Origin of the sequence: Mycobacterium sp. E735 (assembly GCF_001666955.1) — a bacterium.
In the GTDB taxonomy this organism is placed as follows: domain Bacteria; phylum Actinomycetota; class Actinomycetes; order Mycobacteriales; family Mycobacteriaceae; genus Mycobacterium.
On sequence record NZ_LZIX01000001.1, the window covers coordinates 58,300 to 74,011 of the forward strand.

15 protein-coding genes are annotated in these 15,712 nt (G+C 68.9%); 11 read left to right on the forward strand and 4 right to left on the reverse strand.

The annotated features are described in order from the left end of the window. The first annotated feature begins 17 nt into the window (after positions 1-17). The 3 genes from A5704_RS00285 to A5704_RS00295 all read left to right on the forward strand — a co-directional run bounded on the left by A5704_RS00285 (position 18) and on the right by A5704_RS00295 (position 2,251). Entirely contained in the window at positions 18-548 is a 531-nt protein-coding gene (locus tag A5704_RS00285) for a YbhB/YbcL family Raf kinase inhibitor-like protein (protein ID WP_067886774.1), read from the forward strand. 132 nt (positions 549-680) lie between these two features. Beyond that, positions 681-896: a hypothetical protein gene (locus A5704_RS00290; RefSeq protein WP_067886778.1), complete on the forward strand. Its 216-nt coding sequence runs from the start codon at positions 681-683 to the stop codon at positions 894-896. Beyond that, positions 887-2,251 carry an HNH endonuclease signature motif containing protein gene (locus tag A5704_RS00295; RefSeq protein WP_067886780.1) on the forward strand — a complete coding sequence of 455 codons (1,365 nt, stop codon included), beginning with the start codon at positions 887-889 and terminating at the stop codon, positions 2,249-2,251. The genes A5704_RS00290 and A5704_RS00295 overlap by 10 nt, the downstream gene beginning before the upstream one ends. Here the strand turns inward: A5704_RS00295 and A5704_RS00300 are convergent. Genes A5704_RS00300 through A5704_RS00310 form a run of 3 tightly spaced genes read right to left on the reverse strand, consistent with a single transcriptional unit; the run spans position 2,248 to position 4,690 of the window. Next, complete coding sequence (locus A5704_RS00300) at positions 2,248-3,330, reverse strand: quinone-dependent dihydroorotate dehydrogenase (RefSeq protein WP_197499144.1); 1,083 nt, start codon at positions 3,328-3,330, stop codon at positions 2,248-2,250. The two genes, A5704_RS00295 and A5704_RS00300, sit on opposite strands and share 4 nt — an antisense overlap. Positions 3,331-3,356: 26 nt before the next feature. Beyond that, complete coding sequence (locus A5704_RS00305) at positions 3,357-3,611, reverse strand: DUF5703 family protein (protein WP_067758633.1); 255 nt, start codon at positions 3,609-3,611, stop codon at positions 3,357-3,359. Beyond that, on the reverse strand, positions 3,608-4,690 hold the full coding sequence (locus A5704_RS00310) for a YncE family protein (RefSeq protein ID WP_369828407.1): 1,083 nt from the start codon (positions 4,688-4,690) through the stop codon (positions 3,608-3,610). Before A5704_RS00310 ends, A5704_RS00305 begins: the two co-directional genes overlap by 4 nt. A gap of 110 nt (positions 4,691-4,800) precedes the next feature. Here A5704_RS00310 and A5704_RS00315 point away from each other — a divergent pair, with 110 nt between their 5' ends. The 7 genes from A5704_RS00315 to A5704_RS00345 all read left to right on the forward strand — a co-directional run bounded on the left by A5704_RS00315 (position 4,801) and on the right by A5704_RS00345 (position 10,418). After that, on the forward strand, positions 4,801-5,103 hold the full coding sequence (locus A5704_RS00315; protein ID WP_067758640.1) for a hypothetical protein: 303 nt from the start codon (positions 4,801-4,803) through the stop codon (positions 5,101-5,103). A 73-nt stretch (positions 5,104-5,176) separates the two neighbouring features. Then, positions 5,177-5,953, forward strand: coding sequence for a histidine phosphatase family protein (locus A5704_RS00320; RefSeq protein ID WP_067886788.1), 777 nt, complete (start codon positions 5,177-5,179; stop codon positions 5,951-5,953). Between the two features lie 73 nt (positions 5,954-6,026). Beyond that, the gene (locus tag A5704_RS00325; RefSeq protein WP_067886814.1) at positions 6,027-6,614 is read left to right on the forward strand and encodes a DUF3090 domain-containing protein; all 588 of its coding nucleotides are present in this window, start codon (positions 6,027-6,029) and stop codon (positions 6,612-6,614) included. Further along, complete coding sequence (locus tag A5704_RS00330) at positions 6,598-7,413, forward strand: SCO1664 family protein (RefSeq protein WP_082950341.1); 816 nt, start codon at positions 6,598-6,600, stop codon at positions 7,411-7,413. Before A5704_RS00325 ends, A5704_RS00330 begins: the two co-directional genes overlap by 17 nt. A gap of 55 nt (positions 7,414-7,468) precedes the next feature. Beyond that, positions 7,469-8,257: a 3'(2'),5'-bisphosphate nucleotidase CysQ gene (locus tag A5704_RS00335; RefSeq protein WP_067758649.1), complete on the forward strand. Its 789-nt coding sequence runs from the start codon at positions 7,469-7,471 to the stop codon at positions 8,255-8,257. A 24-nt stretch (positions 8,258-8,281) separates the two neighbouring features. Further along, positions 8,282-9,517, forward strand: coding sequence for a cysteine--1-D-myo-inosityl 2-amino-2-deoxy-alpha-D-glucopyranoside ligase (mshC, locus tag A5704_RS00340; RefSeq protein ID WP_067783679.1), 1,236 nt, complete (start codon positions 8,282-8,284; stop codon positions 9,515-9,517). A gap of 19 nt (positions 9,518-9,536) precedes the next feature. After that, positions 9,537-10,418, forward strand: coding sequence for an SDR family oxidoreductase (locus A5704_RS00345; protein ID WP_067758691.1), 882 nt, complete (start codon positions 9,537-9,539; stop codon positions 10,416-10,418). Between the two features lie 258 nt (positions 10,419-10,676). Here the strand turns inward: A5704_RS00345 and A5704_RS00350 are convergent, their stop codons facing one another. Next, positions 10,677-11,567, reverse strand: coding sequence for a PAC2 family protein (locus A5704_RS00350; protein WP_067758655.1), 891 nt, complete (start codon positions 11,565-11,567; stop codon positions 10,677-10,679). 367 nt (positions 11,568-11,934) lie between these two features. Between A5704_RS00350 and metH the strand changes: the two genes are divergently transcribed. Beyond that, on the forward strand, positions 11,935-15,711 hold the full coding sequence (gene metH, locus A5704_RS00355) for a methionine synthase (protein WP_067783684.1): 3,777 nt from the start codon (positions 11,935-11,937) through the stop codon (positions 15,709-15,711). Position 15,712: the final 1 nt, after the last annotated feature.

Sequence of the window (15,712 nt, forward strand, 5' to 3'; positions counted from 1 at the left end):
CAACGAAAGGATTCGCCATGAGCACCGCGCCCGACCCGTACGCCGCGCTGCCGCAGCTGCCGACGTTCACGCTGACATCGGAATCGGTCACCGACGGCCAGTCGCTGGCCAAGCCCCAAGTCAGCGGGATCATGGGCGCGGGCGGGGAAGATGTCAGCCCGCAGTTGAGCTGGTCGGGATTCCCGGGGGAGACCCGCAGCTTCGCGGTCACCGTCTATGACCCGGACGCGCCGACGGCCTCGGGCTTCTGGCACTGGGCGGTGGCCAACCTGCCCGCCGACGTCACCGAACTGCCCGCGGGTGCCGGCGACGGCAGCGACCTGCCCGGGGGCGCGCTCACGCTGGTCAACGACGCCGGTATGCGCCGCTACATCGGCGCCGCGCCGCCGCCGGGGCACGGGCCGCACCGCTACTACATCGCGGTGCACGCCGTGGACGTCGACAAGCTGGACCTCGGCGAGGACGCCAGTCCCGCCTACCTCGGCTTCAACCTGTTCCAGCACGCGATCGCGCGCGCCGTCATTCACGGCGTCTACGAACAGAAGTAGGCGCGGGGCTTCGGGCCAGCCCGCCGGCCCGCCGGCCCGTCGGCCCGAAGGGCCCGAAATCACTTACGTCACTCCCGTCCCGGGGGGTTTGCGTTTGGGTTTCTTGTCGGTGGGCGGGGATATGATTCGAACATGTGTTCGACTGATCTGCTCAGCCGCATCGATGCCGTGCTCGAACGGTTCGAGCGCGCGCAGGACGTGTTCTTTGCGTCGTTGGATTCACTGACGGCGGTCGAGCTTGTCGCCGCACTCGACAGATATGGATTTCTGCTCGGACGGCTGGATGCGCTCATCTACGAGTTGTCCAGCCCCTTCGGGCCGCCGAGGGGGCGGCCCACATGGCGTTGACGGACCGCGAGGAGATCCAGGGCGACGTCGACGCGCTGCGCGCCGTTGTCTCCCGATTCCAAGGGCGCTCGTACGAAGCGCTGACCAACCCGGAGCGGTTGTGGTTGCTCGAGATATTCGAGTGCGAGACGCGTCGGCTTCAGGCGCCAAGTCACCAGCTCATCAATCAGCTTGGTGAGCAAGGGGATTCGGCCGAGTTGGGCGGCAAGCTGAGCTCGGCGCTGGCCGATCGGCTGCACATCAACCGGGGTGAGGCCAGCCGGCGCATCGCTGAGGCCGCCGAGCTGGGCCCGCGCCGCGCGCTGACCGGTGAGCCGCTGGCGCCGGTGTTGCCCGCCACCGCGGCGGCCCAGCGCGACGGTGCCATCGGTGCCGACCACGTGGTGGTGATCCGGCAGCTTTTCCGCCAGCTGCCGGAATCGGTCGACATCGATACGCGCGAGCATGCCGAGAAGCACCTGGCTTCCGAGGCAACTCACTATCGCCCCGATCAACTCGCCAAGCTCGCCCGCCATCTGTTGGACTGCCTCAACCCAGACGGCAACTACACGGATGCCGACCGGGCGCGGGCCCGCGGGCTGACCCTGGGCGCCCAGCAGGCCGATGGCATGTCGAGGCTGAGCGGGTGGCTGACGCCCGAGGCCCGCGCCAGCTGGGAGGCGGTGCTCGCCAAGCTGGCCGCCCCCGGGATGTGCAATCCGGACGACGAGGTGCCGGTCATCGATGGCGCCCCGACGGAGGAGGCGGTGCAACGGGACACCCGCACGGCCGCGCAGCGCCAGCACGACGGCCTCAACGCCGCGCTGAGAGCAACGCTGGCAAGCGGCAAATTGGGCCGGCACAACGGCCTGCCGGCATCCATCGTCGTGACGACCACGCTGACCGAGCTGGAAGCCGCCGCAGGTAAGGGCTTGACCGGCGGGGGCACCATCTTGCCGATGTCCGACGTGATCCGGCTGGCCCGCCACGCCCATCATTATTTGGCCGTTTTCGACAAGGGCGAAGCGGTGGCGCTGTATCACGGCAAGCGCCTGGCCTCACCGGGCCAGCGAATTGTCTTGTACGCCAAGGACCGTGGTTGTTCGCATCCCGGTTGTGATGTGCCGGGCTACTACTGTGAAGTCCACCACGTCGAAGACTGGGCCAGTACTTACCGCACCGACATCGACCAACTCACGCTCGCCTGCGGCCCCCACCACCGGCTTCTCGAGAAGGGCTGGACCACCCGAAGACGCGCCAACGGCGACACCGAATGGATCCCGCCACCACACCTCGATCGTGGGCAACCGCGCGTCAACAACTTCCACCACCCGGAAAAGATCCTGGCCGAAGACGACGAAGAAGGGGCGGCTTAACTCGCCGCGCCGCCGGCCTTAGGGGCCGCCGACCCGACGGCATCGCCGAGCGAGGCGAACCCGCCGTCGCGCAGCCGGTGCGCGATACCGTCGTGAATGCGCTTGGGCCACAAGCCTCCGCCGTAGACGAAGCCGGTGTAGCCCTGCAGCAGCGAGGCGCCCGCGGTGATCCGTTCCCACGCGTCGTCGGCCGTCTCGATGCCCCCGACGCTGATCAGCACCAGGCGGTCGCCCACGCGGGCATGGAGCCGGCGCAGCACCTCGACCGCCCGGCGCGCCACCGGCGGCCCGGAAATGCCGCCGGGCCCCAGCGCGTCGGCCCCCGGCGTCTGCAGGCCGTCGCGCGACACGGTGGTGTTGGTGGCGACGATGCCCGCGAGGCCCAATTCCACGGCCAGGTCGGCGACATCGTCGAGGTCGGCGTCGGAAAGGTCCGGCGCGATCTTCACCAGCACCGGCCTGGACGTCTCGGCGAGCACGGCCGACAGGATGGGCCGCAGCGACTCGACGGCCTGCAGGTCGCGCAGGCCGGGCGTGTTCGGCGAGCTGACGTTCACCACCAGATACGACGCCAGCGGCCCGACCAGGCGGGCGCTGGCACGGTAGTCGTCGACGGCGCCGGCGGCCGGCGTGGTTTTCGTCTTGCCGATGTTGACCCCGATGGGAACGTCTGGTTGGTGCCGCGCGAGTTGGACGGCCAGCGCACCGGCGCCCAGGTTGTTGAAGCCCATCCGGTTCAGCAGCGCGCGGTCGGCGGGCAGCCGGAACATGCGGGGGGCCGGGTTGCCGGGCTGCGGGCTCGCGGTGACGGTCCCGACCTCGGCGTAGCCGAATCCGAGCGCGCCCCAGGTCTGCAGTCCCTTGCCGTCCTTGTCGAAGCCGGCGGCCAGCCCGAGCGGCGCCGGGAAGCGCACCCCGAACACCGTGCTCGCCAGCGCCGGATCCCTCGGGCCGAGCAGCCGCTGCAACAGCCGCCGCGCCGGGGCGAGGGCGGTGGCGCCGCGCAGCAGCGCGAAAACCAGCGTGTGGATGCGCTCGGGCGGCACGAGGAAGAACAACCGCCGCATCAGGCCGTACACGACGCCGTCGCCGGGTGCAGCCAACGTCACAATTCCGGCTGGTCGGGACGCCGGTTTTCCAGACGAGATTTCTTGCGGCGCAACAGCACTCGCCTGCTGCCGTCGGTGTAGAGCCGTACCCGGGTCAGCTCCCATCCCCGATATTCGGCCTCGATCGACAGCCGGGTGGACGCGCTGAGCCGGGTGACCTCCGGCGGCAGGCGCAGCGGCACCCACTCGTATTCGTCGGACAGCTCGGTGTCCCAGCCCGCGGGCAGCCGACTGCTGCGCGACGCGGTCAACGCGTACCCGCCGCGTGCTCGATCACCTGCACCCCCGCGCCGGACCCCGACACCACGTACAAGGTGTCTGACGCTTCGTCGAAGGCCAGTGAGTTCGGTTGCTGCACGGTTGGGTAACGCACCTTTTCGACGGGAATTCCGGTGGACAGATCGTAACCAACCACGATATTGGAAGCGGTCTGGGTTACCCAGCTCAACGCGCGGGAGCCGGCCAGGCCGTAGGGCGCCTGGGGCACCGGATACGCCTGTCGCAGGATCAGCGGGTCCACGCCGTAGACCAGCAGCTGCCCGCCGCGAGTGTCGGCGACCAGGACCCGGCCCAGCGGGTCGGCAACCATGGTGGTCGCGCCTTCGCCGGCCCGCAGCGCCTGCCGGGCCTGGCCGTCGGCGCCGATCGTGGTCACCGAGGTCTGCCCCCGGTCCAACACCGCAGTTGTATTCCCTTGCGTGGCAAGCGAATCGACCCGCGCAAAGATCTTGTTCCTGCTGCCGACGGTCGCGGTGCCAGCGGTGCCGGGCGTCGGCGCGGCCGGTGTTGGAGAAGCGAGCGTGTAGACGGCTCCGTCGGCGCTGCCCAGCACCAGCTTGCCGTCGGCGCGCAGGGCGACCGCGGTGAAATCGGCCGGTTGGGCGTCGGCGACGTTCACCTGCGTCGCGCGGGCGGTGGCCAGGTCGACCACGAAATAGCCGCCCCGGGCGGCCAGGAACAGCGTTCCGTGGCCGTCGGCGGCCATCGCGGTCGCGGGTCCCGGCAGGGCGATGACGCGCGGCGCGGCCTTCGGGTCGCCGAAGACGGTGACGCTCGCGGGGCCGGCAGGCGGGGCCCCGGGCGCCAGCACCGCGAGCTGGTGAGTCCGACCGTCGAAGGTGGCCGCGGTCGCGGCCGCGGCCAGCGGGCGCACCTCGCCGGCGGGGCGCTGGGACGCCGGCGGGGACACGGCGGGCGTGGCCGCTTCGATGGTGGGCGGCGCGGATTTGAATGTATTGGACGAACAACCTGCGATCGCCAACAGCAAAAGCGCGGCGGCGGGCAAACGGCGCTGAGCAGCCAGTCGATGACGCGTGTGCCGTGACAGCAATTATTTTCCCTTGCGTAATGACGGTGGACTTCCGAGTCTAAGGAACGCCTTCGCATCCAATATGGCCATGTCGCGCACATCAAGTCCCGGTGGCGAGGTATCGTCGCCTCATGGCCGTCATCGTTGACCGGCAGATCGCGGAGAAAGAGTTTGCTGTCGAAGATATGTCGACAGGAATCTTCGCCAGCGGGTATGGACAAGTCGGTGATGGGCGCAGTTTTTCGTTCCACATCGAGCACCGCTCGCTCGTCGTCGAAATTTACCGACCGCGCCTCGCCGGGCCAGTTCCGCAGGCCGAAGAGGTGGTCGCCACGGCGGTCCGCAGCCTGGTCGACATCGACCTCACCGACGAACGCAGCCTGGTCGCCGCCGTGCGCGACTCGGTGGCGCATGCGGTGCCGGTATCGCACTAGCCGATAGCACCTTCGCACCGGGTACGGTCGTGGTCGTGGTAGCCCCAGCCTGTCGGATGTCGGACACCGCTGCATGACGGTCATCCTGCTGCGGCACGGTCGATCCAGCTCGAACACCGCCGGGATCCTGGCCGGCCGTTCCGAGGGCGTCGACCTCGACGACAAGGGCCGCGACCAGGCCGCCGGGCTGATCGACCGGATCGGTGACCTGCCGATCCGGGCGCTGATCAGTTCGCCGTTGCTGCGTTGCCGACGCACGCTCGAGCCGCTCGCCGAGGCGCTGTGCCTGGAGCCGTTGATCGACGACCGGTTGGCGGAGGTGGACTACGGGGACTGGACCGGCCGCAAGATCGCCGAGCTGGCCGGCGAACCGCTGTGGCGGGTCGTGCAGGCCCACCCGAGTGCGGCGGTGTTCCCCGGCGGGGAGGGGTTGGCGCAGGTTCAGGCGCGCGCCGTGTCCGCCGTCCGCGAACACGATCGGCGGCTCGCCCTGGAATACGGGGGGGAGAAGGGCGGCGACGTCCTATGGGTGGCCTGCACTCACGGTGATGTCATCAAGGCGGTCGTCGCCGACGCCTACGGCATGCACCTGGACGCGTTCCAGCGGGTCACCGCCGACCCGGCGTCGGTGAATGTGATCCGCTACACCGAATTGCGCCCGTTTGTGTTGCACGTCAACCACACCGGTGCGAAATTGGCGGCGGCGCTGCGGGCCGGACCACCGCCCAAGGACGAGGCGCAGGACAAGGGCACCGCCAAGACCGACGGCGAGTCCCCGGCGGGCGCAACGGAACAGCCGGCCGCGGTCGTGCCGTCCAGCGACGCGGTGGTCGGCGGCTCAACCGATTGATTCCGCTTAAAAGATGCGCAGCGGGGCAATCGAATCGCACGGCGAAGGCAACAGCCGGTATTTTGGAGGTGCCATGGCCCGCGCAATCCACGTCTTCCGCACACCCGACCGCTTCGTGGCCGGGACCGTTGGTCAGCCCGGAAACCGAACGTTCTACATCCAGGCTGTGCACGATTCCCGAGTGGTGTCGGTGGTGTTGGAGAAGCAGCAGGTTGCGGTGCTGGCCGAGCGCATCGGCGCGCTGCTGCTCGAGGTGAATCGCCGGTTCGGCACACCGGTCCCTCCGGAGCCCGCCGAAGTGGAGGACTTGAGCCCGTTGATCACACCCGTGGATGCCGAATTCCGGGTGGGGACCATGGGCCTGGGCTGGGATTCCGAAGCCCAGACCGTGGTCGTCGAGTTGCTGGCCGTCACCGACGCCGAGTTCGACGCGTCGGTGGTGCTCGACGACACCGAGGAGGGGCCCGACGCGGTGCGGGTGTTCTTGACGCCGGAGTCGGCGCGGCAGTTCGCCACCCGCTCCAATCGCGTGATCTCAGCGGGGCGGCCGCCATGCCCGCTGTGCGACGAACCGTTGGATCCCGAAGGCCATATCTGCGCGCGCGCCAACGGCTATAGGCGCAGCGCGCTGCTCGGGCCTGACGATGAACTTGAGGCCTGACGACCGTGAGGTGTTGCGCGACGGCGAGCTGACGGTCCTCGGACGCATCCGCTCCGCCAGCAACGCCACCTTCCTGTGTGAGTCCACGCTGGGCGAATCGACGGTCCATTGCGTCTACAAACCGATCTCCGGCGAGGCCCCGCTCTGGGATTTTCCCGACGGTACGCTGGCTGGCCGCGAACTCGCCGCGTACCTGGTGTCGACGCAGCTGGGGTGGAACATCGTGCCGTACACGGTAATTCGTCACGGGCCGGCCGGACCGGGCATGTTGCAGCTGTGGGTCGAGCAGCCCGGCGACGCGGCCGACTCCGAGCCAAGGCCCGGCCCGGACCTGGTCGACCTGTTTCCCGCCAACAAGCCGGAACCCGGTTATCTGCCGGTGCTGCGGGCCTACGACTACGCGGGCGACGAGGTCGTCTTGATGCACGCCGACGACATCCGGTTGCGGCGCATGGCGGTCTTCGACGTGCTGATCAACAACGCCGACCGCAAGGGCGGCCACGTCCTGCGCGACATCGAGGGCCACGTCTACGGCGTCGACCACGGGGTGTCCCTGCATGTCGAGAACAAGCTGCGCACGGTGCTGTGGGGCTGGGCCCACAAGCCGGTCGACCAGAAGATGCTGGAGGCGGTCGCCCGGCTCACCGAGGCGCTGGGCGACTCGCTGTGCGACGAACTGGCCGAGCACATCACGCGGGCCGAGATCGCGGCGTTGCGCAGGCGCGCCCACGCGCTGCTCGACGATCCGGTGATGCCGGGCCCCAACCGGCACCGCCCCATTCCGTGGCCGGCGTTCTGAACCGGCCACCGAGCCACCCACCGGGCCGCGCACGGCCGTCGGAGATACTGAACCGGTGAGCCAGGGCCCGGACGAGTTGACCGACGCCGCCCTGGCCGCCGAACTCGCCGCGGACGCGGGCGAACTGCTGCTGAAAGTGCGCGACGAGATCGGCTTCGGACATCCGTGGGCGCTGGGCGACGCAGGCGACAGCCTGGCGAACGAGCTGATCCTGCGGCGGCTGCGCGCCGAGCGGCCCGACGACGCGGTGCTCAGCGAGGAGGCCTACGACGATCTGGTCCGGCTGAAACACGACCGGGTGTGGATCATCGACCCGCTGGACGGCACCCGCGAGTTCTCCACTCCCGGCCGCGACGACTGGGCGGTCCACATCGCGCTGTGGCAGCGCCCCACCAACGGCGAGCGGGAGATCACCGACGCCGCGGTGTCGCTGCCGGCGCGCGGGAACACGGTGTACCGCACCGACACCGTCACCGCCGACGCCGCGCGCGTCGGCATACCCCACACGTTTCGCATCGCGGTCAGCGCCAACCGGCCGCCGTTCGTGTTGCACCGGATGCGCCAGTCGTTGGCAATCCAGCCGGTGGCGATCGGTTCGGCGGGAGCCAAGGCGATGGCCATCATCGACGGCGACGTCGACGCCTACCTGCACGCGGGAGGCCAGTGGGAATGGGACAACGCGGCGCCCGCCGGAGTGGTGATGGCCGCAGGCATGCACGCGTCGCGGCTGGACGGTTCGCCGATGCGCTACAACCAGCTCGATCCGTACCTGCCCGACTTCGTGATGTGTCGCGCCGAGGTGGCGCCGATCCTGCTCGACGCCATCCGCGACGCGTGGCGCTGACTTCCCGCGTTTAGAGTCGTTGGCATGCAGTCGTGGGAGTTTCCACCGGTTCCGGTGTTGCCGGGACGTGGCCCGGAACTCCGGCTGTTCGACACGTCAGACCGGCAGGTGCGGCCCGTTGCGCCCGGGTCGACGGCGACGATGTACGTCTGCGGCATCACCCCGTACGACTCAACCCATCTGGGTCACGCGGCCACCTACCTGACCTTCGACCTGGTCTACCGGCAGTGGCTGGACCTGGGCCGCGCCGTGCACTACGTGCAGAACGTCACCGACGTCGACGATCCGCTGTTCGAACGCGCCCAGCGCGACGGTGTGGACTGGCGCGAGCTGGGCGATCGTGAGGTCGCGCGCTTTCGCGAGGACATGGCGGCGCTGCGCGTCCTGCCGCCGCGCGACTACGTCGCGGCCACCCAGGCGATCCCCGAAGTGGTCGAGCTCGTCGAGAAGATGCTGGCGTCGGGCGCGGCGTACGTCGTCGACGGCGAGTACCCGGACGTCTACTACCGCGCGGACGCGACGCCGCAGTTCGGCTACGAGTCCGGCTACGACCGCGAAACCATGCTCCGGCTGTTCGGTGAGCGGGGCGGCGACCCCGACCGCCCGGGCAAGACCGACGAGCTGGACGCGCTGCTTTGGCGCGCGGCCCGGCCGGGGGAGCCGAGTTGGCCGTCGCCGTTCGGGGCCGGGCGACCCGGCTGGCATGTCGAGTGCGCGGCGATCGCGCTCAGCCGCATCGGCAGCGGCCTGGACATCCAGGGCGGCGGCAGCGACCTGATCTTTCCGCATCACGAATTCACTGCCGCGCACGCCGAATGTGTAAGGGGCGAGCGGCGATTCGCCCGCCATTACGTGCACGCGGGCATGATCGGCTGGGACGGGCACAAGATGTCCAAGAGCCGGGGCAACCTGGTGCTGGTGTCGACGCTGCGGGCCCAGGGCATCGAACCGGCGGCCATCCGGCTGGGCCTGCTGTCCGGGCACTACCGCGCGGACCGGTTCTGGAGCCGGCAGGTGCTCGACGAGGCCACCGCCCGGCTGGGGCGCTGGCGCACCGCGACCGCCCTGGCGGCCGGCCCGGATGCCGCCGACGTGATCGCGCGGGTGCGCCAATACCTGGCCGACGACTTGAACACGCCGAAAGCGCTTGCCGCGCTTGATGGTTGGACAACAGACGCGCTCGAGTACGGCGGCCACGACGCCGAGGCTCCAAGGTTGGTGGCAACCGCGATCGACGCGCTGCTCGGCGTGCAATTGTGAACGCGGTACGTTGTCGGCCATGACGTCGCTGCAGGACAAGGTTGTTTTGATCACGGGCGGGGCCCGGGGAATCGGGGCCGAGGTCGCCCGTCGGCTGGGCAGCAAGGGCGCCAAACTCGTGCTCACCGACCTCAACGACGCCGAGCTGACCGCCCTGGCCGCCGAGATCGGCGCCGACCGGGTGCTGACGGCCGTCGCCGACGTGCGCGACCTGCCGGCCATGCAGGCCGTCGCCGCCCAGGCGGTCGAGCGCTTCGGCGGCATCGACGTCGTGGTGGCCAACGCCGGCATCGCCAGCTATGGATCGGTGCTGCAGGTCGATCCCGAGGCGTTCAAGCGGGTCATGGACATCAACGTGCTCGGCGTGTTCAACACCGTGCGCGCCATGCTGCCCGCGGTGATCGAGCGCCGCGGCTACGTGCTCGTCGTCTCGTCGCTTGCGGCCTACGCCGCGTGTCCGGGCCTGGCCCCCTACAACGCGTCCAAGGCCGCCGTCGAGATCTTCGCCAACGCGCTGCGGCTCGAGGTCGCCCACCGCGGCGTCAGCGTCGGTTCGTCGCACATGTCGTGGATCGACACCGCCCTGGTCCGCGACACCGAGGCCGACCTGCCCGCCTTCGGCAAGCTGCTCAGCAGTTTCCCGTGGCCGTTGAACAAGACCACCACCGTCGACAAATGCGCGGACGCGTTCGTCAAGGGCATCGAGGCCCGCCGGAACCGGATCTACTGCCCCCGCTGGGTGGCCCTGTTCCGCTGGCTCAAGCCGGTGCTGTCCACCCCGGCCGGCGAGCTGCCCCTGCACAAGCCCACCGCGGAGCTGTTGCCCCAACTGGACGCCCAGGTTGTCGCGCTCGGGCGCTCCACCAGCGCCTACAACCAGGGCTTGGGCAAGAAGGCCTAGGTTCGATGGCGGCGACCCGCCGCGCCCGGCTACGCCGCGCCCGGCTACGCCGCGCCCGGCTACGCCGCGCTTGCGATCGCCGCTAGGTTCGATGGCGGCGACCCGCCGCGCCCGGCTACGCCGCGCTTGCGATCGCCGCTAGGTTCGATGGCGGCGACCCGCCGCGCCCGGCTACGCCGCGCTTGCGATCGCCGCTAGGTTCGATGGCGGCGACCCGCCGCGCCCGACTACGCCGCGCTTGCGATCGCCGCTAGCGGGCTAGCGGCCGAAACCCGGGCGCCGTCGGCGCAGGTAACGCTCGAACTCCGCGGCCAGCGCGTCGCCGTCGATCTTGCCCAGGGCCTCGTTCATGTCGACCTCGGCGTCGCCGCGCTGTTCCAGCGATTGCACGTACTCGGCCAGGTCCTCGTCCTCGGCGGCCATCTCGGTGATGGCCTGCTCCCACTCCTCGGCGTCGGTCGGCAGGTCGGCCAGCGGCACCTCGATGTCGAGCACGTCCTCGACGCGGCGGAGCAACGCCACCGTCGCCTTCGGGTTTGGTGGCTGAGACACGTAGTGCGGCACCGCGGCCCAGAACGTCACGGCGGGGATCCCGGCGGCGACGCAGGCGTCCTGGAACACCCCGGCGATGCCGGTGGGTCCCTCGTAGCGGCTCTCCTCGAGCCCGAAGCGTCTGGCCGATTCGGGGGAGTAGGCGGCGCCCGAAACCGGAACCGGCCGGGTGTGCGGCGTGTCGGCCAGCAGGGCGCCGAGGATGACGACGGTGTCCACGTTGAGCTTGTCGGCGATGGCCACCAGTTCGGCGCAGAAGGTCCGCCAGCGCATGTTGGGTTCCACGCCGTGCATCAACACGACGTCGCGGTCGCTGCCCGGCGGCCGGCAGTGCGAAATCCGCATGGCCGGCCAGACCAGCTCCCGGGTGACCCCGTCGACCTGACGAATGACGGGCCGATTCACCTGGTAGTCGTAGTACGCCTCGTCGTCGATCTCCAGGATCGGGTCGGCTTCCCAAATGGCCTCGAGGTGCTCGAGGGCGTCACTGGCCGCGTCGCCGGCGTCGTTCCAGCCCTCGAATGCCGCCACGACGATGGTGTCGTGCAGTTCGGGCAGTGCGGCGTTCCCAAACGGTGGGCGATCGGATGGGGTCACAGAATCAGCGTACGGCCTTTGCGGCCGATGTTCGGCGTTGTGGGCAGGGTCCCGTCAACCGTTCAAGGGCATTCCCTAGGACGATTATCCTTGTGGGGTGCGTGCCGTTCTGACCGTCGACGACATCGGCAGCAGGCGTCGACGCCGTCAGGGCGAAATACGTTCGGCTTCACACTGGTTAACCTTGGTAACTACCACGTCGCAGGCAGGACCCTAGGGCTGTCGATCGCGGCGATGAGTTGGGCGTCCAGACGTCGATCGGGGGACGACGTAGACTTTTCTGGTCGAGAGGCGTTGCAACGGATCTCCGGTCTCACCGGTATCCGCCACGCTCGGCAGAGTCAAGGGCGCCTTCCGCTACGGAAGGATGCACGTGAACGTCCCTGTAAAGGCCCCGGAGCCAGAGACCTTCGTGCCCGACATCCGGCCCGACTGCACCGCAGAACTGACGGCCGCTCTGCGCGAGCGGATCGTGGTGATCGATGGCGCGATGGGCACGGCGATTCAGCGCGACCGGCCGGACGAGGCCGGCTATCGCGGCGATCGCTTCACCGAGTGGCCGACCGCTCTGCAGGGCAACAACGACCTGCTCAACCTGACGCAGCCGCAGATCATCGAGGGGATCCACCGCGAGTACCTCGAGGCCGGCGCCGACATCCTGGAAACCAACACGTTCAACGCGAACGCGATCTCGCTGTCCGACTACGGCATGCAGGAGCTGGCCTACGAGCTGAACTATGCCGGCGCCGCCCTGGCCCGCAAGGCCGCCGACGAATACGGCACGCCGGATAAGCCCCGCTACGTCGCCGGCGCCATCGGCCCGACGACGCGCACCGCGTCGATCTCGCCGGACGTCAACGACCCCGGGGCCCGCAACGTCTCCTACGACCAGCTGGTCGCCGCCTACCTCGAAGCCGCCAACGGCCTGGTCGACGGCGGTGCCGACCTGCTCATCATCGAGACGATCTTCGACTCGCTGAACGCGAAGGCGGCGGTGTTCGCCGTCGAGACGCTGTTCGAGGAGCGCGGACGCCGCTGGCCGGTCATCATCTCGGGCACCATCACCGACGCGTCCGGGCGGACGCTGTCCGGTCAGGTCACCGAGGCTTTCTGGAACTCGATCCGGCACGCCAAGCCGCTCGCGGTCGGCCTCAACTGCGCCCTGGGCGCCCCGGAGATGCGGCCCTACATCGCCGAGATGGCGCGGATCGCGGACACCTTCGTCTCCTGCTACCCGAATGCCGGACTGCCCAACGCCTTTGGCGAGTACGACGAGACCCCGGAGCGGCAGGCCGGCTACATCGCCGACTTCGCCGAGGCCGGCCTGGTCAACCTGGTCGGTGGTTGCTGCGGAACCGCGCCACCCCACATCGCCGAGATCGCCAAGGTCGTCGAGGGCAAGGCGCCGCGCGAACTGCCGGAGATCCCGGTCGCCACCCGGCTCTCGGGCCTCGAGCCGCTCAACATCACCGACGACTCCCTGTTCGTGAACATCGGTGAGCGCACCAACATCACAGGCTCCGCCCGGTTCCGCAACCTGATCAAGGCCGAGGACTACGACACCGCGCTGTCGGTGGCCCTGCAGCAGGTCGAGGTCGGTGCGCAGGTCATCGACATCAACATGGACGAGGGCATGATCGACGGCGTCGCCGCGATGGACCGGTTCACCAAGCTGATCGCGGCCGAGCCGGACATCAGCCGTGTCCCGGTGATGATCGACTCGTCCAAGTGGGAGGTCATCGAGGCGGGCCTGAAGAACGTGCAGGGCAAGCCGATCGTCAACTCGATCTCCATGAAGGAGGGCGAGGAGAAGTTCATCCGCGAGGCGCGGCTGTGCCGCAAGTACGGCGCCGCCGTCGTCGTGATGGCCTTCGACGAGCAGGGCCAGGCCGACAACCTGGAGCGCCGTAAGGAGATCTGCGGGCGCGCCTACCGGATCCTGACCGAGGAGGTCGGCTTCCCGCCCGAGGACATCATCTTCGACCCGAACTGCTTCGCGCTGGCGACCGGCATCGAGGAGCACGCGACCTACGGCATCGACTTCATCGAGGCCTGCGCCTGGATCAAGGAGAACCTCCCCGGGGTGCACATCTCCGGCGGCATCTCTAACGTGTCGTTCTCGTTCCGGGGCAACAACCCGGTCCGCGAGGCGATCCACTCGGTGTTCCTGTTCCACGCCATCAAGGCGGGCCTCGACATGGGGATCGTCAACGCGGGTGCGCTGGTGCCCTACGACTCGATCGATCCGGAGTTGCGGGACCGCATCGAGGACGTCGTCCTGAACCGTCGCGAGGATGCGGCCGAACGGCTCCTGGAGATCGCCGAACGGTTCAACAAGACCGAGAAAACGGACGATCCCGCCGCCGCCGAGTGGCGCAGCCTTCCCGTCCGCGAACGCATCACGCACGCGCTGGTCAAGGGCATCGACGCCCACGTCGACGACGACACCGAGGAGTTGCGCGCCGAGATCGCCGCCGCGGGTGGCCGCCCGATCGAGGTGATCGAGGGCCCGCTGATGGACGGGATGAACGTCGTCGGCGACCTGTTCGGCTCCGGCAAGATGTTCCTGCCCCAGGTCGTGAAGTCGGCCCGGGTGATGAAGAAGGCCGTCGCGTACCTGCTGCCCTTCATCGAAGAGGAGAAAGAACAGAACGGGACCGCAGCGGCGAAGGACACCAACGGCACCATCGTGATGGCGACCGTGAAGGGCGACGTCCACGACATCGGCAAGAACATCGTCGGGGTTGTGTTGCAGTGCAACAACTTTGAAGTGATCGATCTCGGTGTGATGGTGCCGGCCCAGAAAATCCTGGATGCGGCCAAGGAGCACGACGCCGACATCATCGGACTGTCCGGGCTGATCACCCCGTCGCTGGACGAGATGGCCAACTTCGCCGTCGAGATGGAACGCGAGGGGCTCGAGATCCCGCTGCTGATCGGTGGGGCGACCACGTCGCGGGCCCACACGGCCGTGAAGATATCGCCGCGCCGCAGCGGTCCGGTGGTGTGGGTCAAGGACGCCTCGCGCTCGGTGCCTGTCGCGGCGGCCCTTCTCGACGACAAGCAGCGTCCGGCCCTGCTGGAGGCCACCGAGAAGGACTACGCGTCGTTGCGGGAACGGCACGCGCAAAAGAACGAGCGGCCGATGCTGACGCTGGAAAAGGCCCGCGCGAACCGGACGCCGATCGAGTGGGACGGCTACACGCCGCCGGTGCCCGCTATCGGTGCGGGGGTACGTGAATTCCAGGACTACGACCTGGCCGAGTTGCGCGAGTACATCGACTGGCAGCCGTTCTTCAACGCCTGGGAGATGAAGGGCCGCTTCCCCGACATCCTCAACAACCCGGCCTCGGGCGAGGCCGCCCGCAAGCTCTACGACGACGCCCAGCAGATGCTCGACACCCTGATCAAGGAGAAGTGGCTGACCGCCAACGGGGTGATCGGGTTCTTCCCGGCGAACGCGGTCGGCCCGGGTTTCGAAGACATCGAGGTCTACACCGACGACACCCGTACCGAGGTACTGACCACGTTGCGCAACCTGCGCCAGCAGGGCGAGCACCGGGACGGCATCCCCAACCGGTCGCTGGGCGACTTCATCGCGCCCAAGGAGACCGGGCTGGCCGACTACGTCGGCGCCTTCGCCGTCACCGCGGGGCTCGGCAGCCAGGAGAAGATCGCGGAGTTCAAGGCGGCCCTCGACGACTACAGCGCGATCCTGCTGGAGTCGGTCGCCGACCGGCTGGCGGAGGCGTTCGCCGAGCGGATGCACCAACGGGTCCGCAAGGAGTTCTGGGGATTCCAGCCGGACGAGCAGCTGGACAACGAGGCGCTCATCGATGAGAAGTACCAAGGAATCCGTCCCGCCCCGGGCTACCCGGCCTGCCCGGAGCACACCGAGAAGGTGACGCTGTGGAAGTTGATGGACGTGAAGGAGCGGACCGGCATCGAGCTGACCGAGTCGATGGCGATGTGGCCCGGCGCCGCGGTCAGCGGCTGGTACTTCTCGCACCCGCAGTCGCAGTACTTCGTGGTCGGCCGGTTGGGCCAGGACCAGGTCGCCGACTACGCGAAGCGCAAGGGCTGGACACTGGCCGAAGCCGAGCGCTGGCTCGCCCCGAGCCTCGGCTACAACCCGGAGGACTGAG

Excerpts from the sequence above, each read along its gene's own strand:
- A5704_RS00330 (WP_082950341.1), top strand. The coding sequence starts at position 6,598 with ATGAACTTGAGGCCTGACGACCGTGAGGTGTTGCGCGACGGCGAGCTG.
- mshC (WP_067783679.1), top strand. The coding sequence starts at position 8,282 with ATGCAGTCGTGGGAGTTTCCACCGGTTCCGGTGTTGCCGGGACGTGGC.
- metH (WP_067783684.1), top strand. The coding sequence starts at position 11,935 with ATGCACGTGAACGTCCCTGTAAAGGCCCCGGAGCCAGAGACCTTCGTG.
- A5704_RS00285 (WP_067886774.1), top strand. The coding sequence starts at position 18 with ATGAGCACCGCGCCCGACCCGTACGCCGCGCTGCCGCAGCTGCCGACG.
- A5704_RS00320 (WP_067886788.1), top strand. The coding sequence starts at position 5,177 with ATGACGGTCATCCTGCTGCGGCACGGTCGATCCAGCTCGAACACCGCC.
- A5704_RS00325 (WP_067886814.1), top strand. The coding sequence starts at position 6,027 with ATGGCCCGCGCAATCCACGTCTTCCGCACACCCGACCGCTTCGTGGCC.
- A5704_RS00290 (WP_067886778.1), top strand. The coding sequence starts at position 681 with ATGTGTTCGACTGATCTGCTCAGCCGCATCGATGCCGTGCTCGAACGG.
- A5704_RS00315 (WP_067758640.1), top strand. The coding sequence starts at position 4,801 with ATGGCCGTCATCGTTGACCGGCAGATCGCGGAGAAAGAGTTTGCTGTC.
- A5704_RS00345 (WP_067758691.1), top strand. The coding sequence starts at position 9,537 with ATGACGTCGCTGCAGGACAAGGTTGTTTTGATCACGGGCGGGGCCCGG.
- A5704_RS00295 (WP_067886780.1), top strand. The coding sequence starts at position 887 with ATGGCGTTGACGGACCGCGAGGAGATCCAGGGCGACGTCGACGCGCTG.